15 protein-coding genes are annotated in these 23137 nt (G+C 59.7%); 8 read left to right on the top strand and 7 right to left on the bottom strand.

Annotated features, from left to right (window positions below; translation table 11 throughout):
• Positions 1–76 precede the first annotated feature (76 nt).
• On the bottom strand, positions 77–1558 hold the full coding sequence (locus IPK32_13360) for a sodium/solute symporter (protein MBK8092936.1): 1482 nt from the start codon (positions 1556–1558) through the stop codon (positions 77–79).
• Positions 1559–1620: 62 nt separating this feature from the next.
• Positions 1621–4749 (bottom strand): c-type cytochrome, encoded by a 3129-nt coding sequence (locus IPK32_13355; GenBank protein ID MBK8092935.1) that lies wholly within the window; start codon positions 4747–4749, stop codon positions 1621–1623.
• A gap of 120 nt (positions 4750–4869) precedes the next feature.
• On the opposite strand from IPK32_13355, the gene IPK32_13350 reads away from it, so the two are divergent.
• Both IPK32_13350 and IPK32_13345 read left to right on the top strand, forming a co-directional pair.
• The gene (locus IPK32_13350) at positions 4870–10467 is read left to right on the top strand and encodes a c-type cytochrome (GenBank protein MBK8092934.1); all 5598 of its coding nucleotides are present in this window, start codon (positions 4870–4872) and stop codon (positions 10465–10467) included.
• Positions 10468–10596: 129 nt separating this feature from the next.
• Positions 10597–11337 carry an ABC transporter ATP-binding protein gene (locus IPK32_13345; protein MBK8092933.1) on the top strand — a complete coding sequence of 247 codons (741 nt, stop codon included), beginning with the start codon at positions 10597–10599 and terminating at the stop codon, positions 11335–11337.
• Positions 11338–11462: 125 nt separating this feature from the next.
• On the opposite strand, the gene IPK32_13340 is transcribed toward IPK32_13345, so the two are convergent.
• Entirely contained in the window at positions 11463–11789 is a 327-nt protein-coding gene (locus IPK32_13340) for a septum formation initiator family protein (GenBank protein ID MBK8092932.1), read from the bottom strand.
• A gap of 12 nt (positions 11790–11801) precedes the next feature.
• On the bottom strand, positions 11802–13094 hold the full coding sequence (gene eno / locus IPK32_13335) for a phosphopyruvate hydratase (protein MBK8092931.1): 1293 nt from the start codon (positions 13092–13094) through the stop codon (positions 11802–11804).
• Positions 13095–13294: 200 nt separating this feature from the next.
• On the opposite strand from eno, the gene IPK32_13330 reads away from it, so the two are divergent.
• From IPK32_13330 to clpX, 6 genes are all read left to right on the top strand, one after another.
• Positions 13295–14734, top strand: a complete 1440-nt coding sequence (locus tag IPK32_13330; protein MBK8092930.1) for an efflux transporter outer membrane subunit — start codon at positions 13295–13297, stop codon at positions 14732–14734.
• A 57-nt stretch (positions 14735–14791) separates the two neighbouring features.
• Positions 14792–15055: a GlsB/YeaQ/YmgE family stress response membrane protein gene (locus IPK32_13325; protein ID MBK8092929.1), complete on the top strand. Its 264-nt coding sequence runs from the start codon at positions 14792–14794 to the stop codon at positions 15053–15055.
• A 159-nt stretch (positions 15056–15214) separates the two neighbouring features.
• Entirely contained in the window at positions 15215–16591 is a 1377-nt protein-coding gene (locus tag IPK32_13320; GenBank protein ID MBK8092928.1) for a Gfo/Idh/MocA family oxidoreductase, read from the top strand.
• Positions 16592–16626: 35 nt separating this feature from the next.
• A complete protein-coding gene (locus tag IPK32_13315; GenBank protein MBK8092927.1) occupies positions 16627–17430 on the top strand; it encodes a hypothetical protein in 804 nt (267 codons plus the stop codon).
• A 25-nt stretch (positions 17431–17455) separates the two neighbouring features.
• The gene (locus IPK32_13310; GenBank protein ID MBK8092926.1) at positions 17456–18094 is read left to right on the top strand and encodes a hypothetical protein; all 639 of its coding nucleotides are present in this window, start codon (positions 17456–17458) and stop codon (positions 18092–18094) included.
• A 48-nt stretch (positions 18095–18142) separates the two neighbouring features.
• A complete protein-coding gene (gene clpX / locus IPK32_13305) occupies positions 18143–19465 on the top strand; it encodes an ATP-dependent Clp protease ATP-binding subunit ClpX (protein MBK8092925.1) in 1323 nt (440 codons plus the stop codon).
• 48 nt (positions 19466–19513) lie between these two features.
• Here the strand turns inward: clpX and IPK32_13300 are convergent, their stop codons facing one another.
• The 3 genes from IPK32_13300 to IPK32_13290 form a co-directional block, all read right to left on the bottom strand.
• Positions 19514–20221 (bottom strand): transglutaminase family protein, encoded by a 708-nt coding sequence (locus IPK32_13300; GenBank protein MBK8092924.1) that lies wholly within the window; start codon positions 20219–20221, stop codon positions 19514–19516.
• Positions 20222–20458: 237 nt separating this feature from the next.
• Positions 20459–21505, bottom strand: a complete 1047-nt coding sequence (locus tag IPK32_13295; GenBank protein ID MBK8092923.1) for an alpha-E domain-containing protein — start codon at positions 21503–21505, stop codon at positions 20459–20461.
• Between the two features lie 143 nt (positions 21506–21648).
• Positions 21649–23091: a circularly permuted type 2 ATP-grasp protein gene (locus IPK32_13290; protein ID MBK8092922.1), complete on the bottom strand. Its 1443-nt coding sequence runs from the start codon at positions 23089–23091 to the stop codon at positions 21649–21651.
• Positions 23092–23137: the final 46 nt, after the last annotated feature.

Below are 23137 nucleotides of genomic sequence, written 5' to 3'. Positions count from 1 at the left end.
GCAATATTGATGCCAAATATATTTTTCCGATGATTTAGTCGTAATTGTCACACGGCGACCATCAGAAAAAAGCGGTTTAACCATCGACCTTACCTAGATGCGCGGCCCGCGAGCACACGAGCCCCACCACCATCGTCACGGTGGCCCCGAGGAAGCTGAACCAGACAAAGGACACCATCTGCTCTGGCTTCTGAGCCGTGAAGTAGCCGCTTTGATAGAGGAAGAGGCTCAGGATCGCCGCAAAGCCTGCGAAGGTGCCGATCAAGGCACCACGCGAGTCGGCTCGCTGCGTGAACATGCCCAGGAAGAACAGACCCAGCAGCGGCCCTCCGACGAGGCCGATGATCGTATTGACCGACTCCACTAGATTCCCCGGCATGATGGAGACCGCAAAGGCCAGCGCCATCACCAGCACGCCATAGGCCAGCGTGATCCAGCGTGCATTCACCACGGAGCGCCCCACATCTCCCCCTAGCCGCTGCTGGAAGTCCACCACCGTGGCAGAGGCCAGCGAGTTCAGCCCCGCGCTGATGGTGGACATGCTCGCCGCATAGATAGCCGCGATGAGCAGCCCCGGCAGACCCGCTGGGAGCTGCGTGACGACAAAGTAGGGCAGAATCTGGTCCTCCTTGGCGATCAGGCCCGCTGCCAGCGGATCGCCATGCGTTTTGTAGAAGGCATAGAGCACCAGCCCCGTGCCGTAAAAGAGCACCAGCACCGGCAGCACGCACCACAGCTTGATCCATAGGGACCGCTGAGATTCTTTTAAACTACCTGCCGTGAGATAGCGCTGCACAGAGACCTGATCGGTCGCCATCTGCACCAGATGCAGAAAGGCACCCGCGATGAGCACCGCGCCCAGATTGATCCGCTGCGATGGATCAAAGGACATGCTCAGATCCATGCGCCCATCTGCCACCACCGTATCCCACATGCCGCCCAGTCCGCCAGGTATCTTCCCCAGTGCCACGATGACGATCAGGAGCTGACCGCCAAAGAGCACGATGAGCTGCATCACATCCGTCCAGATCACGGCCCGCATGCCGCCCAGCGCGGTGTAGAGCGTGGTCAGTGTGCCCGTAGCCAGGATCGTGACCCACAGCGGCATGCCCGTGACTTTTTCCAGTGCCAAAGCGGGTGCATACGTCGCCGCCGCTAGCCACAGCGAGACACGGAAGATGAAGAGCCCCGATGCGAGCAGCCGCGCCGACAGCGAAAACCGCTCCTCTAAAAACTGGTAGGCCGTGAAGTAGCGTGACTGATAAAACTTCGGCAGCATCCAGATCGTGGTGAACGGCGTGGCGATGAAGAAAGCCAGCACCACATAGGCGAAGCCGAATCCGTTCTTATACACATCCGCCGGACCCGCGAGGTAGCTGATGCCGCTGAAAAGCGCCGCCAGAATCGACATGGCCACCAGGATGCTGCTCATGCCACGCCCGGCGAGGAAGTAGTCCCCCAGTGACTTCGAGCCCCGTGCTGAAACGAGCCCCACACCGACCGAAGCCGCCAGATAGATGCCAAAGATGAGGTAATCGAGCGTGGAGAAGTGGTGCATAAGCGAATGGCAGACTCATCAAACGCCCGCCACCGCCGTATTCTGGCGAATCCGCCTGCATCTCACTTCGGGAGCGCCACTTGCTCATTGCCCATGAGGTAGGCGATGAGGTGACGCACGTTTTCTTCGCCTAGCGCAGCGAGCAGGCCCTCTGGCATGAGGCTGGCGGTGAGTTGCTCTTGTTGGGTGATCTGTTTGCGCTCGATGGTGAGCCGCTCGGCGGGAGTCTGGATCGTCACCGTGCGCTCGGTCTGCTCTGGGATCACGCCTGTGAGGGTGCGGCCATCTGCCAGGTGAAAGACGCTCACGCGGTAGTCTGCGGGCACCACAGCATTGGGATCGAGGATGTTTTCGAGCAGGTATTTCAGATTGCGGCGATCACTGCCGGTGAGCTCGGGGCCGATGGCGCCGCCTTGGCCATACATTTTGTGACAGGCGCTGCATGCAGCGGTGAACATGGCGCGGCCTTTCGCCGGATCGGCCTTGGCGAGGGCTTCGGGCTTCAAGAGGCCTTCCCACTTGGCGAACTCGGTTTTTTTGGCTTCGGGCGTCTCGCGCAGCTCGCCCCAGGTTTCGGTCAAAAGGGCCGTCAAAGCCGCATCGCCGAGATTTCGCACTTGGCGGGCCTGAAACGGCGAAAGGGCCGCTGCGGGCACTTTTTTGGCCTTCACGGCTTCCAGCAGTTCTTTGGCAAAACTAGCGCGGGAGGTCAGTGTGGTGATCACGGCGGCATTCCAGTCCACATTCTTCGTCGGGTAGCCCGCGAGCAGCACTTTCGGCACCGTGGGGTCATCAAACGCTGCCAAACCGAGCCGAACGGGTGTGCCGAGCACTTTGTCATTGATGAGGCCGCGCAGCGCGACCAGCAGCTCGGGCTTCGGAGCACGCAGCAGGTTTTTCAGAGCGCTGAGTCGTGCTGCGGCATCGCCTTCGTCGTTCTTGATGAGGGCGATGAGATCGTCCGTGGCACGGCCACTGCCGAAGAGGGAGTCCAATGAGCGTGTGACTGTGTGGTCACCAGCGAGCTTTGCCAAGGCATCCCAGCCCATGGGCTTCTTGGCGCTGCTAAAGCCATCCAGGCCTGCGGCCATGCCCGCGAGCACATCGCTGCGCACATCGGCACGCTCGGTCATCAGTGCCACCAACGCATCGACGGCCTGCGGCTGCTCCTCGATCATTTCGGCGATGCGCCGCGCCACGAGGCGGCGCACGGTGGGGATTTTCGCCTCGCGAATGAGCTCCACTCCCTTCATCGGCTCCGCCGCCACCGCTGGCTCGATGCCATACCAGATCATGAGCGGCTGCTGCCGGTCGTTGGCGTCTTCGGCGTGCTTCGCTAGCGCGGTGGCGATGGGGAAGCGGGCGTCGAGTGGGAGACGCTGGAGCGCGGAGGCGAGATGGAGTCGGACGAGGCCGGTTTTTCCGTCCAACTTAAACTCGTTCATAGCCGCCAATAGATGCGCAGGAATGTCAGCCACCTCTTCGAGTTCCTTTTCCGAGATTTTGCTTTGCATATAATCAGGCGCTGTGTCGAAAAATGCTTTTTTGAAGTCCTTTTTCGAACGGCTCGTAAGGGCGTCGACAGTGCTCGCAACGTCTGATTCTAGCGAACTGGAAAAGCCAGCGTCAAATGGGAGGTCTGCCACTAGTCCTAGGCGGTTCATCATATGCGTTCGATCTTCCAACGAACCGGATATCCAGTAGGCTCCCGAGTCTTTTGAATCATTTGTGACCCTGCCCCAAACGAGACGATTCGGTCCGATCAAGAACTTGCCAATCTCGAAGCGATCTTTCGTTTCATTGATCCACTTTTGTTCAATTTGTGCTTCGATCTGGCGAGTCCACCAATTGTTAGAAGACTTGGTCAATAATGTTTTGAGTTCAGTCGTGGACATCCTCGCGAGATTGATCGGCTCCGCCTTCTTCGGCTCCCCATACACGATCTTGTAAATCCTTCCGCTGCTGCGGTGCACGCCGTCGTTGTCGTGGCATTCGCCGGAGTCGCTCCAGTCGGCGACGAAGACGTTGCCATCGGGGCCGGTGAGGAGGTCGATGCCGCGGAACCATTTGTCTTTGGCCTTCATGAAGTCGGGCGCGTGCTTGCCGACGTAGCCACAGCCTTCGCGGTGGAGGGTGTCCATGTTGATGCGGTTGCCGTGCAGGTTGCAGGTGAGGACAGCACCGTGGTATTTCTCTGGCCAGAGGCCGCCTTGATAGATGAGCATGCCGACGTGGGCATGGCCGCCGCCGAGTTGGTCGGTCTTGCTGCTCATGCCTTCTTTTTTGAGGTCGCTCCATTTTTCCGCTCCGGTGTCCCAGTGAAAGTGGTCGGCGGTCTGCTCGATGACTTCATAGACGTGCGGATTGAGGTGCGTGCCGAACATGCGGCGGTAGTAGGCACCGGGAATGCCGTGCCAGAGGTGGCCGATGACGGTGTTGATCCAGAAGAGCTCGCCCTCGGCATTCCAGTCGTGGCCCCAGGAGTTCGTGCCGCCGTGGCAGACGACTTCAAAGACCTTTCGCGTGGGATGAAAGCGCCAGATGCCGCAGTTGATCTTCGTGCGCTTTTCCAGCGGCGTGCCGGGTGCACCGACGGCGGAGGTATCAGTGATGCCGTGGCGGCCGTAAAGCCAGCCGTCCGGGCCCCAGCGCAGGCCATTGACGATGTTGTGGCCGATAGTCTTCACGTTGAAGCCATCGAGCAGCACCTCAGGCTCGCCATCGGGTGTGTCGTCGCCGTTTTTATCGGCGATGAAGCTGAGCGTGCCATTGTGCAGCACCCACGCGCCGCCGTAGCCGATCTCCACGCTGGTGAGGTAGCTGCCGCCTTCCCAGAAGACCTTCCGGCCGTCGTGTTTGCCATCGCCGTCCTTGTCTTCGAGGATGATGAGGCGGTCGCGCAGCTTCGTGTCCCAGCGCATGGGATTTTCGGCAAAGGTGTAGTTTTCTGCGACCCACAGGCGGCCCCGCGCATCCCACGCCATGCCGATGGGCTGGCGCACATCCGGCTCGGCGGCAAAGACCACGCATTTAAAGCCCGGCGGCAGCTCCATGGTGGCTGCGACTTCCTCCGCTGGCATGGGAGCGCCTTTTTCGGTGTCGTAGATGGCGGGGAAGTCCGCTGCAAAGAGCGAAGGGCAAAGGGCAAAGAGGCAGAGTGCGGCGCGGAGGTGCATGGAGGAGAAGGACATAAAACGAGGCGTGAGTGAGTCAGAAACGCTACAGGTGCGGGGCTCCATCATCGAATCACGCATTCGATCCATGGCGCAAAAGGGAAGGAATGCAGCCAGCGTGGCGTTTTTTTTGCATTCATGAAACCGCTGATCCTCTCCATTTCGCTCCTCTGCGCCCTCACGGCCTCCGCAGCCACCTTCCGCGCCGGAGTGGCCACGGTGGACATCTCGCCCACGGAGTTCCCACGCATCATCGCAGGCGGTTTTCTCGAAGGACGGGGCGAAAAGCTCGCGGACAAGCTCTTCGTGCGCAGTTTCGTGCTTGATGACGGGAAGATGAAGATCGCCTTCGCCATCGTGGACACCTGCATGATGGAGCAGTCGCTCATCGACGAGGCCAAAGGCATCGCAGCGAAGCAATGCGGCATTCCGGTGGATCGCATGATGGTCAGCGCCACGCACACGCACTCCGCGCCGGCGGCGATGGGCTGCCTCGGCACGCGGAAGGACACGGTGTATGCCAAATCCCTCACGCCCAAGATCGCCGAGGCCATTGTGGCGGCGAATGCAGCGCTACAACCGGCCCGCATCGGCTGGGGCTCGTTCGATGACTGGGAGCACACGCACAATCGCCGCTGGATTCGCCTGCCCGGCAAGGAGGTCGTCGATCCCTTCGGCCAGCCCACCGGCCGCGCGAACATGCACCCCGGCTACCTCAGCAAGGACGTCGTCGGCCCCAGTGGCCCCGTCGATCCCCAGCTCAGCGTCATCGCGCTGCAAACGCTCGATGGCAAACCGCTCGGCGTGCTCGCGAACTACTCGCAGCACTACTTCGGCACCTCGCCCGTATCGGCGGACTACTTCGGCCTTTTCAGCAAGCATCTCGCCGCGAAAATGGGTGCCACAGACGGCTTCGTCGCCGCCATGAGTGCAGGCACCAGCGGCGACCAGATGTGGATGGACTACGGCGCTGAGAAAAAGACCCTCACCATCGACCACTACGCCGACGCTGTCGCCGACAGCGCCATGAAGGCCCTGCAAACCGTGAAGTATGTCGATCACGCCCCGCTTGGCATGGTCGAGAAGACACTCGAGCTCAAGTATCGCGTCCCCGACGAAAAACGCCTCGCCTGGGCCCGCTCCATCGCCGCGAAAATCGAGAATGATGTGCCGAAGAACAAAGAGGAAGTCTATGCGAGAGAGGCGCTGATCCTGCACGAGCGGCAGAAGACGAGTGTGAAGCTGCAATACATCAGCATTGGAAATCTGAGCATCGCGACACTGCCGAATGAGGTTTATGCGATAACGGGATTGAGGCTAAAGAGCCTATTGAGACCGTTTCCAAGCATGGTGATTGAATTGGCGAATGGAGCAGAGGGTTATATTCCTCCTTCGGAACAGCATGTCCTCGGAGGTTATACAACTTGGCCAGCTCGAACTGCTGGCCTTGAAAAGTCGGCTGAATCCAAAATTCTCCAAGTGTTCAAGATTTGGCGGATAAAAGGACGATGGCCGGACATGCAGACGAGGAATGAGTATGTGATGCTGGCACTTCCTTCTGAACCTATCGCATACTGGCGTTTGGATGAAATTGATGATGCGAAAGGATTTCAGGACATCCGGGAACCAGGGCGTTACAAGTCTCACAATCTGATCGACCTGAAGCGCTTCCCTGGCGCGCCTCCTTTGAAAGCCGTTGGCGCACATGCGGTCTTTCTCCCCGGCCTAGGCTCTGGCCTTGGATATGGTGAGGAAGCTGTTCTCAATCTCTCTGCATTTGGGGAAGTGGACTTCAATCGTTCTGTTCACATGGCTGGAGGCCATCTCAAAGCCCCACAGCTTGATCTTGGGAAACAATCCTCCATCGCCCTCTGGTTTTGGCTCGGTCACGAAAGCGGCGCGAGTGATCGCACGGGCGAATTGATCAATGCGCTGGGTGTCAGCTTGAAGGCGCATCAGTTCGCGGATCACACGGTGAGGCTCGAATGGGGCGATAAAGTGGCTTCGGCTTCAGCCGAAGAGTCGGATTCGGCTAAAGCCGAAACCACTTTCTTTGCCGATGACTGGCACTTTGCCGTGCTCATCCGCGATGGCGAAGATGTGCGCGTGCATCTCGATGGCTCGGAGAAGCCCGTTTTAACCGGAAAGGCCGGGAAAGCGGCGAATGAGGTGCGTTTCGGCCAAGGGCTCGAAGGTCGGCTGGATGAGATCACGACCTGGGATCGCGCCATCGAGCCTTCGCTCATCGCGAAGCTTTGGAACATCTCGAAAGTAGGTGAGGAGAATGCACAGCGGGCGGTGAGACGAACGGAACGGACAAAACAGAAGCAGGTGCAAAACTCCGCGCTGCTCAAGGCGCATGAAAACTGGTCCGCGTCGATGCGCTTCAAGAACACGAAGGCGAACAACGCCAGCGCCGTGACCGCTTACCTCATCTCTCGTGGTCCGAAGGGTGATCATCAGGCTCCCGGCGATCATCTCGGCATCGGTGGCAGCTACAAGGATTCCGAACCCGGCAAGCTCTTCGTCTTCAACGGCAACGCGGCCTCTCAAATCGTGCGCGGCAAGACCGTCATCGAGCCCGGCTCGTGGAATGACGTGAAGCTTGAGCGCCTCGGTTCGCGGGTGAAGGTGACGCTCAACGGCAAGGTCGAGATCGACGCCGAACTGCCCGTCACCGCACCTGGCGCGAAGGACTTGTTCTTGGGCCGACGCTGCGATGACTTCGCGCCGCTGGAAGGTGACTTTTCAGATGTGGTTGTCGAGGGCGCGGCAGCGTCGTGGAGTGCGGTGGGAAGCGATAGCGCCACACCGCTGTCGAAGGCTGGCAAATCATCGAACACCAAAGACCGCTCGACAGCGGTGTCGCCGATGCCGGGTGGCCCCGGCATCTCTGCCCCCGCACTCCACGACGCTGCCGCGACTAAGAAGGTGCCAACAGCTTCGCAACCCCTCTCCCCCGAAGAATCCGCGAAGAAGTGGCATGTGCGCGAGGGTTACCGCATCGAGCTCGTCGCGGCGGAGCCGGTGGTGCTCGATCCGGTGGCGTTTGATTGGGATGAGCAGGGTCGCCTGTGGGTCATCGAGATGGCGGACTACCCTCTCGGCATGGACGGCAATGGCAAGGCCGGCGGACGCGTGGTGCGGCTGGAGGACACGGACAGTGATGGTCGCTACGACAAACGTAGCGACATCGTCAGCGACTTGAGCTATCCCACCGGCATCCTGACGTGGCGTGAAGGCGTCATCGTCACCGCCGCGCCGGACATCTTTTTCATTTCGCCGGATGGCACGAAGAAAGTGCTCTACACCGGCTTCAGCACCGGCAATCAGCAGCTCCGCGTGAACGGCCTGCGCTGGGGCATGGACGGCTGGGTGTATTGCGCGGCGGGCGCGCATCACGGCGGCTACAACAAAGGCACGCAGATCGAGTGCAAGCTCACCGGCGAGAAGATCGACCTCGGCAGCCGCGATTTCCGCTTCAAGCCGGACACCGGCGAGTTTGATCCGCAGAGCGGCCCCTCGCAGTTCGGTCGCGCCCGCGACGACTGGGGCCACTGGTTCGGCGTGCAGAACAGTTCCCCGCTCTGGCACTACGTCTTGCAGGATCACTACCTGCGCCGCAATCCGCACGTCATCCCGCCGGACCCGATCCAGCAGCTTTTCCCGCGAAATCCGCCCGTGTATCCCGCCAGCAGCATGGAGAAGCGCTTTCACAGCTTCGATCAAGCCGGACGCTTCACCAGCGCCTGCGGCATTGAGGTCTATCGCGATGTAGTGCTCTTCAACGACGGCAAAACGCACGCCTTCACCTGCGAGCCGTTTCACAACGTCGTGCAGCATCACATCCTCGAAGATGATGGCGTCACCTTCAAAGCCGTGCGCGATCCCGCCGAGTCAAAGATGGACTTCCTCGCCAGCGAAGACCGCTGGTGCCGCCCGGTTATGGTGCGCACTGGGCCAGATGGCGCACTGTGGGTCGCAGATATGTATCGTTATATGATCGAGCACCCGCAGTGGTTGCCTCAGAACGGCAAAGAGGAGCTTCTGCCGCATTACCGCGAAGGGGACGACAAGGGGCGGATTTGGCGGGTCGTGAAAAGTAGCCATCTCGCTCCGCGAGATGAGCACACGGCGTCCAAAAGCGAGAAAACGTCCGGTAAAGGGAGTGTCCCGTTCATCTCGACGGAGCGAGATGACTACTTTGCTTCGCCGAATGGCTGGCTGAGGGACAAAGCGCAGATGATGGCGATGTGGAGCGGTGAGTTTGCACTGAAAGGCTTTTTTGAGCGCCCGAAGGGCATTGCTCTGGCGCAAGCTTCCTGGACTTTGGGGCTATTGAACAAAGATCATGAGGGGGAATGGCAGGATCTCATTCAAGACACAAACCCACGCGTTCGCGAGCAAGGTTTGAAGATGCTGGAGCAGTTTAAATGGAAGGGCGACGACTCGTCGCCACTCCAAAAGGCTCTGGCGAAGCTCGTGAACGACAAGGATGACAAAGTGCGCCTTCAACTAGCCTGCACGCTTGGTGAGCTGAAGTTTGAGTGGGCGGGAGATTTGCTGGCGGAGTTGTTGGACGCAGCTCCGGCAGGTTCACCGCTTCAAGGCGCTGCCATGAGTTCGGTGCTGCCGCACTTGGAGCGAGTTTGCGCATTGTTTCCTGAAGGTGGCGAACCAGAGAACAACAAAGCAATTGGAATGCTCTTCCGCTGCGCTTTGGCGACCAAGAACGAAAAAGCCATTTCTGCATTGCTCTCACAAGTAGAGGCCAAAATTCATTTCGAGGAACTCCTAGCCGTGTTGGACGAGAAAAACCTCTCGCTGACGGATTTCGCGAAGCAGGTCACGGACGCGAAGGCGAGGGCGGCGGTCGATCAAATGGCGGCGAAGCTGCAACAGGCCGCCGAATCGCTGAAAACGTCTCCGACGATGGAATCGCTGGCTTTGCTGGCGACGGATCGCGGGCATCGCGAGACGGTGAAAGGCATGCTGCCGGAGCTTTGGGCCAAAACGGGCGGCGCGGAGGTGCTGCGGCTCGTCGCGAAGCTGCAACCGAAGGGTGGCGAGCAGTTTTTGCTCGAAGGCTGGGACCAGCGCACGCCGGCGCTGCGGACGCAGATCCTCGAAACGCTGCTCTCGAATGACGATTGGGCTCTGGCGCTGCTGAAACGGCCGGAGGCGAAGGCTTGTGACGCGGCGACGCGGGCGCGGCTGATGAAGCATCCGAAGAAAAACATCGCCAACTTGGCGGAGAAGGTCTGCGCGGAGTCGGTGAGTGCGACGCGGGCGGCGGTGGTGGAGAAGTTTAAACCGGCGCTGGGGATGAAGGGCGATGCGGCACGCGGGAAGACGGTTTTCGCGAGTGTGTGCATCAGTTGTCACAAGCTGGATGGTGTGGGGCTGGAGCTGGGGCCAGACCTTCGCAGCGTGGCGCAGCATGATGCGGAGAAGCTGCTCAACTCGATTTTGGACCCGAGTGCGATCATTGAACCCGGTTTCATGGCCTACCACTGCACGCTGAAGAGCGGCGAGCAGCTTTATGGGGTGATCGCGACGGAGACGAGTGCGAGCCTGACGCTAAAGATGGCGGGGAATGTGACGAAGTCGGTGCTGCGGAGTGACATTGCGGCTTTGAAGAGCACGGGCACGTCGCTGATGCCGGAGGGGCTGGAGGCGGCACTGACTCCGCAGGCGTTGGCGGATTTGATCGCGTATTTGAAGGCAAAGAGGTGACGGCTGGTGTCTTGCTCGTCATCTTGCTCTCAATCTGCTGCCTGTGAGTAAGAGTAAGATGGAGAGCAAGAGCGAGATGGAGAGAGAGGCGTTGCAGGGTGGATGGGGCCGTTTATGGGCTTGGGCAACATGATCGAGATCGAAGACCTGACGATGCACTACGGCGAGCTGAGGGCGCTGGATGGCCTGACGCTGAAAATTCCGGCGGGGGAGCTATTTGCCTTTCTGGGGCCGAACGGGGCTGGGAAGACGACGGCGATCAAGCTGCTGGCGGGGCTGATGAAGCCGCTGAAGGGCCGTGTGGCGATCTGCGGGCATGATATGACGACGGAGCCGCTGAAGGCGAAGGCGCTGCTGGGCTATGTGCCTGATGTGGCGACGTTTTATGAGAAACTGACGCCGGTGGAGTTCATGCGCTTCATCGGTGAGTTGTTTGAGATGCCTCGTGATCGTGCGGCGGCGCAGACGGGGCTGCTTTTTGAAAAATTCGCTCTGCATGAGCATGCGGGGAACCGGATCGAGAATCTGAGCCACGGGACGCGACAGCGGCTGGGGATCGCGAGTGCGCTGCTGCATGATCCGAAGGTGTTTATCATCGATGAGCCGATGGTGGGCCTGGACCCGATCCATAGCCGCACGGTGAAGCAGGAGCTGAAGGAGCGCAGCAGGGCAGGGATGACGATCCTGATGAGCACACACCTGCTAAATATCGCGGAGGAGCTGGCGGACCGCATCGGGATCATTCACCGGGGCAAGCTGGTGGAGCTGGGGACGCTGGCGGAGCTGCGCTCACGGCATGAGCACAAGGGAGAGCGGCTGGAGGATATTTTCCTGGGGATGGTGGAGGGAACGCCGGGCGTGGGGCAATAAGCCTGCGTATCTCCCGCTATGGCTTGAAGAAGTGCTCAGTGTTAAGTGCTGAGTGCTCAGAATCCGCACCGGATACGCTGAAGTGTGGAGGAGAGAGGAGGTGTGGGAACCTGCTCGGGGCTCGGTTACTCGAAGCGGAGGATGAACTCGCCTTCTTTTTGGCGGTTCAGGCGATCGCGGGCCATGAGCTCTAGGTAGGCGTCGTCTTTTTCGATCCAGTCTTTGCGGCGGAGGAGCTTGTCACGCTCGGCGCGGAGAGCATCACGCTGGAGGGCGAGGCTCTCGATGTTTTGGCGCATGGCGGTCTGCTCGTTGAGAGGATTTTTGAAGAAAAGGAGGATGGCGGGGACGATGAGGCAGAGCAGGACAAATTTCGCCACCCGCAGTAAGACACGCGCCCAGTGCTCCAGACGGCTCTGGGGCAGATCGGCGCGTGTCTCACGGTAGGTCATATCGGGCGGGTATTAGGCTTTCACTTTCATGCGGCCGCCGTAGATGGCGGTGTCGCCCAGTTCCTGCTCGATGCGGAGGAGCTGGTTGTACTTCGCGATACGGTCGCTGCGGCTCATGGAGCCGGTCTTGATCTGGCCGCAGTTGGTAGCGACGGCGAGGTCGGCGATGGTGTAGTCTTCCGTTTCACCGGAGCGGTGGCTCATGACGGCGGTGTAGCCGTTGCGGTGGGCGAGATCGACGGCGTCGAGTGTCTCGGTGAGGGAACCGATCTGGTTGACCTTCACGAGGATGGAGTTCGCGGTCTTTTGGTCGATGCCTTTCTGGAGGAACTTCACGTTGGTGACGAAGAGATCGTCGCCGACGAGCTGGGTGGTGGCTCCGAGCTTGTCGGTGAGCACTTTCCAGCCTGCCCAGTCGTTTTCGGCGCAGCCGTCTTCGATGGAGATGATGGGGTATTTCTTTTTGAGGCCGGCGTAGTAGTCCACGAGCTCGGCGGAGGTGAGCTCACGCTTGTCGCTCTTTTTGAAGACGTATTTGCCCTTCTTTTTGTCGAAGAACTCGCTGGAGGCGACGTCGAGGGCGAAGGCGATGTCTTTGCCGAGCTTGTAACCGGCTTTGGTGACGGCCTGGGAGATGACTTCGAGGGCGTGGTCGGCGCTTTTCAGCGTAGGAGCAAAGCCACCTTCGTCACCGACGGCGGTGTTCAGGCCCATGTCGTGCAGGATTTTCTTCAGGGAGTGGAAGACCTCTGCGCCGTAGCGAAGGGCTTCGCTGAAGGTCGGAGCACCGACGGGCATGATCATAAACTCTTGGAAGTCGATCGGGGCATCGGAGTGAGCGCCGCCGTTGATGATGTTCATCATTGGCACGGGGAGCACTTTGGCGTTCGGGCCACCGACGTATTTGTAAAGGGGCTGGCCGGTCTGGGTGGCGGCGGCTTTGGCGATGGCGAGTGAGGCACCGAGGATGGCATTGGCTCCGAGCTTGGACTTGGTGGCGGTGCCGTCGATGGCGAGCATTGCATTGTCGAGGCCGACCTGGTCGGAGGCGTCGCAGCCGATGAGGGCATCTGCGATGGCTCCATTGACGGCGGCGACGGCTTTGCGCACGCCTTTGCCGCCGAAGCGCTTCTTGTCGCCGTCGCGGAGTTCGAGAGCTTCGTGTTCGCCAGTGGAGGCGCCGGAGGGCACAGCAGCGCGGCCGAGTGCGCCGCCTTCGAGGAGTACATCCACTTCGACAGTGGGATTGCCGCGGGAGTCGATGATTTCGCGCCCGATGACGGCGGCGATGATGAGGTCTTGCATGACGATGGGATTATTTAAGGTTTGCTAATAAACGGGGCTTTTTCAAGGAGGGATTCAGGAAATTCCACCTGGAGGGCGGCGCTTATACACGGCTGCAAGTGCGGCGCAAGGCATGGAAAGGCGGCAGTGGTAGCGGCGGGGAGCATTTGTCCGGGCTGCCTTGACGCCGTGGAGGTTCCTAGCGATGAAGAGGGCTGCCCATGAATCGTATTGCCCGCCTGATCTTTGACCCGACTGCTCTGATGCGGACGATGCTGCCTATGCTGACCGCACTGGGCCTGCTGGGCACCGGGTGCAATCTCGCGCCGAAGTATTTTGCGCCGGAGCCGGATCTGCCGGTCACTTTTAAAACACAGGGACCGTGGCGCACGGCCAAGCCGAGCGATGCGGCAACGCGCGGTGAGTGGTGGCGTGTCTTTGGCGATGCACGGCTGGGCAAGCTGCTGCGTGAGGCGGATGCGGCGAGCCCGACGCTGGAGCTGGCGCGGCAGCGTGTGCTGGAGGCGCGGGCGCTAGCACGGGCGGATCGTGCGGGGCTCTTTCCCACGATGGCTGTGAGGAGTGTAACGCAGCGGGACCGGAACTCGGGGCTGATGCAGTTTCAGTTCGCGGGCGGGAGATCGCGCACGAGCATGACGCAGTCGTTTGATTTCGACTATGAGGTGGATTTGTGGGGTAGGCTGAAGAATCAGAGTAGCGCAGGACTCGCGCGGGCTGATGCGGCCGATGCGGATGCGGAAAATGTCCGCCTGGGGCTGCTGACGGAGCTGGCGATGAACTACTATGCACTGCGGACTCAGGATGCGCAGATCGCGCTGCTGCGGCGCACGGTGGCGGTGAGGCAACGCACGGTGGACATCGCGAAAAAGCGCTTTGAGCAGGGTGATATCGCCCAAATCGATGTGGCGCAGGCGGAGACGGATCTGGCGGAGACGCAGGCGGAGTCCATCGGCCTAGAGCGGCGGCGTGCAGAGCTGGAGCACGCCATCGCGCTCCTAGTGGGGCGGACGCCGACGGAGTTCACGCTCGCGGCATCGCCGCTGGATGGCACGCCTCCATCCCTACCACGCAGTGTGCCGAGTGATCTGCTGGAGCGGCGGCCAGACATCGCTGCGGCAGAGAGGCAGATGGCGGCGCAAAATGCGGAGATCGGCGTGGCCCGTGCGGCTTATTTCCCGAGCGTGAGCCTGGGTCTGAGTGGTGGATCACAGACGAGCTTCTCGAACCGTGTGTTCGACTCCCGCAGTCGCATTTGGGGCCTAGGGCCCGCAGCGGTGAACTGGCCGCTGCTCACCGGCGGCGCGGTCAAAGCGAACCACCAGGCCGCGCAGGCACGCTACGAGCAGGCCGCAGCCACCTATCGCCAGAGCGTGCTGGCTGCCGTGCGTGATGTAGAGGACTCACTTAGCGCCATCGATGTGCTACGACGCCAGAGTGCTGCGCAGGCGGCCACCATCGCCGCAGCCTCGCGGGCGGAGGAATTGGCCCAAAAACGCTACGATGCGGGTCTAGTGGCCTACTATGAGGTGCTCGATGCGCAGCGCACCCGTCTCCGAGCGGAGCGCGAGGCCACCCGCGTGCGTGGTGAGCACTTCGTGGCCACTGTGATGCTGGTGAAGGCCCTGGGTGGTGGCTGGTGAGCCATTGTTGAAAATGCATATTGACCGAAGTGCATTCGTTTCCTAGCCTGCGAGCCTATGGGTATCATCTCTTGGATCATATTAGGCCTCATTGCAGGCGCACTCGGCAAGTTCATCATGCCAGGCAAAGACGGCGGCGGCTGCCTCGTCACTTGCATTCTCGGTATCGTCGGCGCTTTGCTCGGCGGTTATCTCGGCTCTCAATTCCTCGGTATCGGGGACGTGACGGGGGCATTCAACATCAAGAGCATCGGCCTCGCCACGGGCGGCTCCTTCCTGGTGCTGCTGATCTATCGCCTCGTGCTCAAGAAGAAGGCGTAAATCGCCTTTATCAGTTCTCTGGCGGCGTGGGTGCTCCCCGCGCCGCTTTTTTCTGCCTGCGTATGCCATTTTGATGATGGACAGCCGGGCACGTATTCGATTAAACCGCGCATCTGAATTTCCTCCAACTCATCACCCACACGAATCACCCACCTTCCCATGAAAAAAGTCCCCTACACCTCCCGCCGTCGCTTCTTGACGCAGACAGCCGCCGCTATCGGTTTCCCCAGCATCGTGCCCTCCAGCGTTTTTGGCCAAAATGCGCCGTCCAATAAGATCACCATGGCCGTGCTCGGCTGGGGCATGATGGGGCCAGGAAATACCCGCAGCTTCCTCAATGAGCAGGACTGCCAGATCGTCGCCGCATGCGACATCGACAAAGGCAATCTCCAAAAGGCACTCGATACCATCAACGGAGCCTACAAGAACAAGGACTGCAAAGGCTACCACGACTACCGCGAGGTCATGGCCCGCAAAGACATCGACACCGTCATGCTCGCCCTGCCAGACAACTGGCACGCCCTCACCTCGATCGAGGCCGCAAAGAACGGCAAAGACATCTACGGTGAAAAACCCCTCGCACGCACCATCGCCGAGCAGCAGGCCATCGTCCGCGCCGTGCAGAAACATGGCCGCATCTGGCAAACAGGCTCCTGGCAGCGCAGCAACGCAAACTTCCGCATCGGAGCCGAAATCGTGCGCAACGGCCTCATCGGCAAACTCCAGCGTGTCGAGGTCGGATTGCCCGCCGGGCACAATGATTTCGCCAAAACTGGTGACAAACGTAGCATCACGCCGCCACCAGCGGAATTGGATTATGAAATGTGGATCGGCCCTGCCACCATGCAGGACTACATCGAATGCCGCGTGCATAAAAACTGGCGCTGGGACTACAACATCGGCGGTGGTCAGCTCCTCGACTGGATCGGTCACCACTGCGACATCGCCCACTGGGGCATGGACATGGACCGCAGCGGCCCCAGTGAAATCAATCCCGTCCAGTTCGATATGCCACCCCGCACCGACATCTGGAACACCGCCACCAAATACCGCGCAGAGGCAAAATACGCCGGAGACATCACCATGGTCATCGCCGGTGGTCATGGCGACATCCAGATGGGCACCAAATGGATCGGCACCGATGGCTGGATCTACGTCAATCGCGGAGCCTACGATGCCTCCAAGCCCGAGCTCAAACGTATGGTCAAAAAGCGCAAAAACGACAAAGACCCCAACAGCGAAGTCATCGAGTCCCCCACCGAGCCCAAACTCGGCGACGACATCATCAAAACACGCCTCTACGCCACCCCCGGTCATCACAGGAACTTCCTCGACTGCGTCAAGAGCCGCCAGCCCACCGTCACCCCGGTCGAAACGGCCCACCGCAGCGCCACACCGGGCCACCTCGCCCTCATCTCCTTCCTCGTGAATCGCCCCATCAAGTGGGACCCTGTGAAGGAAGAAATCATCGGCGATCCAGAGGCCAGCAAGCTCCTCACCCGCGAATACCGCGGCCCCTGGAAGCTCGAAGCGTGAGCCCCAGCCCACACGCACAGCAGCCTCCACATATCATGGAAACCAGCACCACTCCAGCCAGCTCACCACCGCCGCCCGCCACACCGCGCGGCGTCAGTGGCTGCTGGAAGTGGGGCTGCATCTCCATCTTCATCCTCGCCACAGGAGCAGGCTTGCTGGTGTGGCGCATGATCGATCAGGGCTATGATTTTGCCAAACACGGCATCGACTGGCTCGCCACCAAGCTCTCCGACCAGCGCATCACAGAGACATTTCGCCAAGAAGTCACCAAAATCGTTTCCACCGATGGCGACGTGCTCGAACTCGCCACTCTGGAGACTTCCGAGACCGTCACCAAGTCCGACACGAAGACCCTCTTTGATAACCTCATCTACCTCGGCACCACCGAAAGCGAAATCCGCGTCCCCGTCGTCTATCGCTACCATTTGAAGCTCTCCGATCCGTGGAAGCTCCACGTCAAAGAAGGACGCTGCATTGTCATCGCTCCACCTGTGCGCCCCACCCTGCCACCAGCCATCCGCACCGAAGGCATGGAGAAAAAAACCGCCTCCGGCTGGCTGCGTTTCAACGCTGCTGAAAACCTCACAGAGCTGGAAAAAAGCCTCACACCCCGACTGGAGAAAAAAGCCGGCGCCAACAGCCAGATCCCAGGCGTGCGTGAATCCTGCCGCAGCAGCGTCGCGAAATTCGTCCAGCGCTGGATCTTGCGTGAACAAGACGGCAACGGCAGCATCCGTGACATCATCGTCATCTTCCCAGACGAAGCAGCCATGAAAGACCCCTTCGCTGCCAGCAATATCCCCGTCTATCCCCTGCAAAACAGCGGGGTCATCCCGTAATACGCTGCGCTCGCAGAACAGACTCATGTCCGACCTGCCCCCTGCTGCATACCCTGCAACCACACGCCGCATGCTGGAAAGCGCAGGCTATGAATGCACACGCTGGGCCGCAGCCTACCGCACGCTCATTGCACGGCATGCCAAAGGCCGCCTACCAGCATGGTTTGATCCGTGGATCACCCACGCACCACAGATGCATGAGGAGGCCATCACCACGCTCCAGTTTGACGCAGACTCCGCTGGCCGCTGGTGGCTACGCAGCGGTCCCGCAGCCTCCACGCATGCTCGCGCCATGCTCCATCTGCCCATCTTGCGCCCTTTTTGGCAGCAAGAGCTACGACAAGCCCACTTCGACTCCCTACGCGGCCTCGTCGCACCAGCATGGCTGCTCGATGACACGCCGCTCCCACACGGCAGCATCATTGCCGGTCTAGGGATCACCTCCTGGGCCGACTTCCGCCTCAAACACCATCCACAGCACTTTGCGCTGGTGGATGAAAAAAATGTCCCACGAGCCTGCGAAGCAGAAAAATTGCCCGCATTGGCCACTGAGAAAAAGTGGCTACTCACCGCCCACCCCCAGGCGCAAAACAGCCTCATCGCCCGCTACCAAACAGATGCATCAGGACGCATCACGCTCACAGATTACCAAGCCATGCCTTGACGTGCTGCCGTGCCGCGTGCGATGGTCCATACACCTTTGAAAAACCTCATGGCACGCGGCTCCAACGTCACCCTCTGCTCCTTCTGCGGCAAAAGCCACGCAGAGGTGCGCAAGCTCATCGCCGGACCTGGAGTCTATATTTGTGACAACTGCATCCACGTCTGCAAAAGCATCCTCGAACGCGAAGACACCAAGGAAACCCAACAAGGCACCGCCAGTGGCCTCCTCGTCCCACGGCCAGCAGACATCATGGCCCTGCTCGACCAGCACGTCATCGGTCAATCCCAGGCGAAAAAAGTGCTCAGCGTAGCCGTGCACAACCACTACAAGCGCATCCTGCACGTCCAGCAGCTCGCAGCCAAAAATGGCGGCTTAAAACCCGGCACCCCAGGCAGTAAAATCGCAGGCACACTCACCCCCGTCGATGTCGAGATCGAAAAGAGCAACGTCCTCCTCATCGGCCCCACAGGTTGCGGCAAAACCCTCCTCGCCAAAACCCTCGCCCGCATCCTCAACGTCCCCTTCAGCATCGCAGATGCCACCACCCTCACAGAGGCTCGCTACGTCGGCGAAGACGTCGAAAACATCATCCTCCGACTCCTCCAGTCCGCAGATTACGACGTCGCCCGTGCAGAGGTAGGCATCGTTTACATCGACGAAATCGACAAAATCGGCCGCAAGACCGAAAACGTCAGCATCACCCGCGACGTCTCCGGCGAAGGCGTCCAACAAGCCCTCCTCAAAATCATCGAAGGCACTGTCTGCAACGTCCCCCCTCAGGGCGGGCGCAAACACCCGCAGCAGGAATACATACAGGTAAACACCGAAAACATCCTCTTCATCTGTGGCGGTGCCTTTGTCGGACTAGAGCAGATGATGAAACGCCGCAGGGGGGCCAAAGTCATGGGCTTCAACGCCATCGACACCGCCAAAGCTGCCGCCGAATCCACCGAGCAAAAAAAACCGCTCGAAATCGAGCCCCAGGACCTCCTCGGCTACGGCATGATCCCCGAGTTCATCGGCCGCCTCCCCGTCGTCTGCCAGATCGAATCCCTCAACGAAGCCGAGCTCATCCGCGTGCTCACCGAGCCCAAAAACGCCCTCACCAAGCAATTTGCCAAACTCCTCGGCATGGACGGTGTCGAACTCTCCATCACCCGTGATGCCATGCACGCCATGGCCAAAGAAGCCGTCGCCCGCGGCACTGGTGCACGCGGCCTCCGCAGCATCTTTGAGCGCATCATGCTCGATGTCATGTACGACGTCCCAAGTCGCATGGACGTCCGCTCCGTCACCATCAACGAAGGAGTCGTGCGCGGCGAGCGCAGCCCCCTCCTGCGCAAACGACTACCCGAGCGCAAAGCAGCCTAATCCGTCGCACCTGCGCCTCACAGTGGATGTGTGGCCGGAGGTGCTGCTTCAGGCGGGATCGCTGATGATCTCTAGCTCGACCTGGAGGCTGCTGGTGGCATTGGCTGGGCCATCAAAGGTGCCAGTGAGAGGTGCTGCATCTGCATAGTCGCGACAGGTGGCGATTTTTGCGTGGCGCTCATCTGCGAGGGTGTTGTTCGTGGGATCGAGCCCGAACCAGCCGTGGGCAGGGATATGGACCTCACACCACGCATGGGAGGCCTGGGCACCACGGAGGCTGTCTGCGGGGCCATTATAGAGATAGCCGCTGACGTAGCGTGTGGGGATGCCTAGAGCACGACAGAGGCCGATCATGACATGGGCGAAGTCTTGGCAGACTCCACGCCGCTGCGTCATGACTTCACGCATGTGGGTGGAGGCATGGGTGGTGCCGGGCATGTAGAGCCACTGCGTGTGTACATGGCGCATGATAGCCTGTGCAGCCTCAAAGATGCCTTCGCTGCCGTGGCTCACGTCGATGGCTTCTTTCCACACAGCACGGTCGATATCGACATAGGTGCTGCTTTTGGTGAAGATGCGGATGGAGTCATCTCGCATCTCCTGGAGGGCTGAAAACGGAACTTGGAGTGGGAAGCCCGCCGCATACTGACTGGAGGTATTCAGCGTGATCTGTGCCTCGATGCTGAGTGAGGTGTGTGGCTCATTGATGTCGAACCAGTGGACATAATTGAACCACGGATCACGGAAATGCCGCATGCGAGTGGCCGGCTGGACATTGAGGAGGAAGAACTCTAACCGCGAGGCATCATCCGTGGCGGGGCGTAGTCGCACCTCGTTATGACTGTCACGCACAGGTGCGCGATATTGGTAGCGGGTGCGGTGGAAAATGCGGAGTCGCATTGGATAGTGAAAAACGAGTGACGAGCGGGATGGGCTATTTTGCGGGGAGGATGTACTTTTTATGAGGAACTCGGCATCTCTTTTTCAGTCAAATTATTGCTGCTGCTGCTGCATCTGGGCCTCGTTGTCGAGGATTTGATGCCACGCCCCGCCAGGGAGACCGGGCGTGAGCTGCTGCGGGGAGAGGATGTCAGCATAGAGGACAAAGGTTTCAAAGATGCTCTGACCAATTTCGTTGAGCTTTGACTGAAGAGCGTCGATGTACTCGTGCAGGCCGGTGTTCAGGACTTCTGGCATGGTGATGTAGGCGATGTCGGCGTGGAGACGGCCAGCGGCCCGCACGGGGCTCTTCATCTCATTGAGCCGACCTGTGCCACACAGCGCGGAAAGGGTGCTGTGGAGCTGATCGACGCACCAGGCGACGCTACGGGGAAAAGTCTCATCCAGGAGGAGGTACTCGATGATTTTGACGGGATCGAGTTTGTTGCTGCTCCAGGACTGAAAGGCATGCCAGGCGGAGCAGGAGCGCAGTAGTGCCGCCCAGCGAAGAGGGCGTGCCCGTGGGCTGGGTGGCATGTCGAGAGAGAGCGCGGAGCAGGTGTCGATGAGGCGGCTCGTCTTGTCAGCTCGCTCTAGGCAGAGCCCCAAGCGCAGAAAGTGCCAGCTTTCATCCCGTGGCGTGGTGCTGGCCGCGATCCCCTGGAATTGATAGGATGCGAGCAGCACTTTTTCATAAAAAGCAGCTCGCTGCTGCTGGTGCATGGATCGGGCATCTGGAGATTCAAGGAAGAGCCGCAGACCATTGATGCAAGCCCATAGCTCGTCGCTGATCTGGTCACGGATCGTGCGCGCATTCTCACGAGCAGCGCGGACGCAGTTGAGTAGCGAGTTGGGATTATCGAGGCTGAGGGCGAGGAATTCTGCGGCAGCCTCGCCATCGATTTGAGTGTGTTTGGCGAGGTAGAGTTCATCATCGCCCGTGGCCATTAACAGAGGCTGCCAGAACTGTGTCTCATCCGCAGCCTCTGCCCCAGCATCGAGTAGGAGATCCTGCGTCGAAAGAAGTAGGCGTGCGAGGTTTTCTGCCCGCTCCATGTAGCGGGCCATCCAGTAAATACTATCCGCGACACGACTTAGCATGAAATGGGGGCGTTGGTGGTTGTAGGAGATAGCCCATGATGAGTGCTCGAAGCAGGAACTCGAAAGGAGAGTCGAGTAAAGCTGGCGTCATGTGGCGAGTGGGGGTTCATTCGGGTTTTGGGCTACTTACATCATGCGCAGGCTCATTCATCATCCCACAGCACCCAGGTGTCTTTGCTGCCGCCGCCTTGGCTTGAATTGACCACCAGAGAGCCTTTTTTGAGTGCTACCCGCGTGAGTCCACCCGGCACGACGCGGATGCGGTCCCCATAGAGCACATAGGGTCGGAGGTCGATGTGACGTCCCTCAAAATGATCCCCCTGGAAGACAGGATGACGACTGAGCTGGAGAACAGGTTGAGCGACGTAGTTCCGTGGATTGGCCGCGATGCGCTTGGCGAACTCGCTCTGTTGCTCCTTGGTGGAGTGTGGCCCCATCAGCATGCCATAGCCCCCGGATTCGTTCACCGCTTTGACGACGAGGTTGTCGAGATTGGCCAGAATGTGATCGCACTCCTTTGGGTCAATACCCAGATAAGTAGGTACATTTGGGAGGATGGGATCCTGGTCGAGGTAGTATTTGATCATCTTTGGCACCAGCGCATACACGGCTTTGTCGTCCGCGACGCCAGTGCCGATGCTGTTCGCGAGGGCCACATGCCCCTGCTGATAAGCGCTGACGAGACCAGGCACTCCCAAGAGTGAATCCTTCCTGAAAACGAGTGGATCGAGAAAGTCGTCATCAATCCTGCGGTAAATGACATGTACTTGCTGGAGCCCATGAGTGGTGCGCATAAAGACGCGGCCATTTTTAAGGATCAAATCACGTCCTTCGACAATGGGGACGCCCATCTGCTTCGCCAAGTAACAGTGCTCAAAGTAGGCGCTGTTATACACCCCCGGTGTTAGCACGACGATGTTCGGATCAATCACGCCTGGAGGTGCCAGGTGGGCTAGGGTCTCGCGCAGCATCGATCCATAGGCATCCACGGGCCGCACAGGCAGACTTTGGAGCAAGCCTGGGAAAGTACGCTTCATAGCATTGCGATTCTCCAGCATGTAGCTGGCTCCAGAAGGGCAGCGGCCATTGTCCTCCAGCACGAAGTATTCACCCCGATCATCACGCACCAAATCCGTGCCACAAATGTGGATGTAGATGCCGTGTGGCACTTTCACGCCTTTAAACTCTGGCCGGAAGTGACTGGCAGAGAGTACCAGATCCAGCGGCACGACCTTATCGGTCAAAATGTGCTGCTCATGATAGACGTCATTGAGGAAGAGATTCAACGCCGTGATGCGCTGGATGAGCCCTGCCTCCACACGCTCCCACTCACGCCTGGGGATGATGCGGGGCATCAGATCAAAGGGGAAAATGCGCTCGGTGCCCTGTTGGTCGCCGTAAACGGTGAACGTTACGCCCTGGCTCAGGAAGACTGCATCCGCCGTTCGCTGCCGTGCAGCGTATTCTGCCGGAGTGAGGGTGCCGATGCTGTCTGTGATGCCGGAGTAATGTTCACGCACGCGGTTTGGCGTGGCGAACATTTCGTCAAAGTAGTGGTCTGGTAGATAGTCCTGAAAGAGGGACATGAGTCATATAACTAGCAGGCTGCGTGCCAGAAACGTGTTCCAAGCA

Source organism: Verrucomicrobiaceae bacterium (assembly GCA_016713035.1).
In the GTDB taxonomy this organism is placed as follows: domain Bacteria; phylum Verrucomicrobiota; class Verrucomicrobiia; order Verrucomicrobiales; family Verrucomicrobiaceae; genus Prosthecobacter.
This window is presented reverse-complemented; position numbering and strand designations above follow the sequence as displayed.

Excerpts from the sequence above, each read along its gene's own strand:
- IPK32_13350 (MBK8092934.1), top strand. The coding sequence starts at position 4,870 with ATGAAACCGCTGATCCTCTCCATTTCGCTCCTCTGCGCCCTCACGGCC.
- IPK32_13325 (MBK8092929.1), top strand. The coding sequence starts at position 14,792 with ATGGGTATCATCTCTTGGATCATATTAGGCCTCATTGCAGGCGCACTC.
- IPK32_13360 (MBK8092936.1), bottom strand. The coding sequence starts at position 1,558 with ATGCACCACTTCTCCACGCTCGATTACCTCATCTTTGGCATCTATCTG.
- eno (MBK8092931.1), bottom strand. The coding sequence starts at position 13,094 with ATGCAAGACCTCATCATCGCCGCCGTCATCGGGCGCGAAATCATCGAC.
- IPK32_13310 (MBK8092926.1), top strand. The coding sequence starts at position 17,456 with ATGTCCGACCTGCCCCCTGCTGCATACCCTGCAACCACACGCCGCATG.
- IPK32_13355 (MBK8092935.1), bottom strand. The coding sequence starts at position 4,749 with ATGTCCTTCTCCTCCATGCACCTCCGCGCCGCACTCTGCCTCTTTGCC.
- IPK32_13300 (MBK8092924.1), bottom strand. The coding sequence starts at position 20,221 with ATGCGGCATTTCCGTGATCCGTGGTTCAATTATGTCCACTGGTTCGAC.
- IPK32_13290 (MBK8092922.1), bottom strand. The coding sequence starts at position 23,091 with ATGTCCCTCTTTCAGGACTATCTACCAGACCACTACTTTGACGAAATG.
- IPK32_13315 (MBK8092927.1), top strand. The coding sequence starts at position 16,627 with ATGGAAACCAGCACCACTCCAGCCAGCTCACCACCGCCGCCCGCCACA.
- IPK32_13340 (MBK8092932.1), bottom strand. The coding sequence starts at position 11,789 with ATGACCTACCGTGAGACACGCGCCGATCTGCCCCAGAGCCGTCTGGAG.
- clpX (MBK8092925.1), top strand. The coding sequence starts at position 18,143 with ATGGCACGCGGCTCCAACGTCACCCTCTGCTCCTTCTGCGGCAAAAGC.
- IPK32_13320 (MBK8092928.1), top strand. The coding sequence starts at position 15,215 with ATGAAAAAAGTCCCCTACACCTCCCGCCGTCGCTTCTTGACGCAGACA.
- IPK32_13345 (MBK8092933.1), top strand. The coding sequence starts at position 10,597 with ATGATCGAGATCGAAGACCTGACGATGCACTACGGCGAGCTGAGGGCG.
- IPK32_13330 (MBK8092930.1), top strand. The coding sequence starts at position 13,295 with ATGAATCGTATTGCCCGCCTGATCTTTGACCCGACTGCTCTGATGCGG.
- IPK32_13295 (MBK8092923.1), bottom strand. The coding sequence starts at position 21,505 with ATGCTAAGTCGTGTCGCGGATAGTATTTACTGGATGGCCCGCTACATG.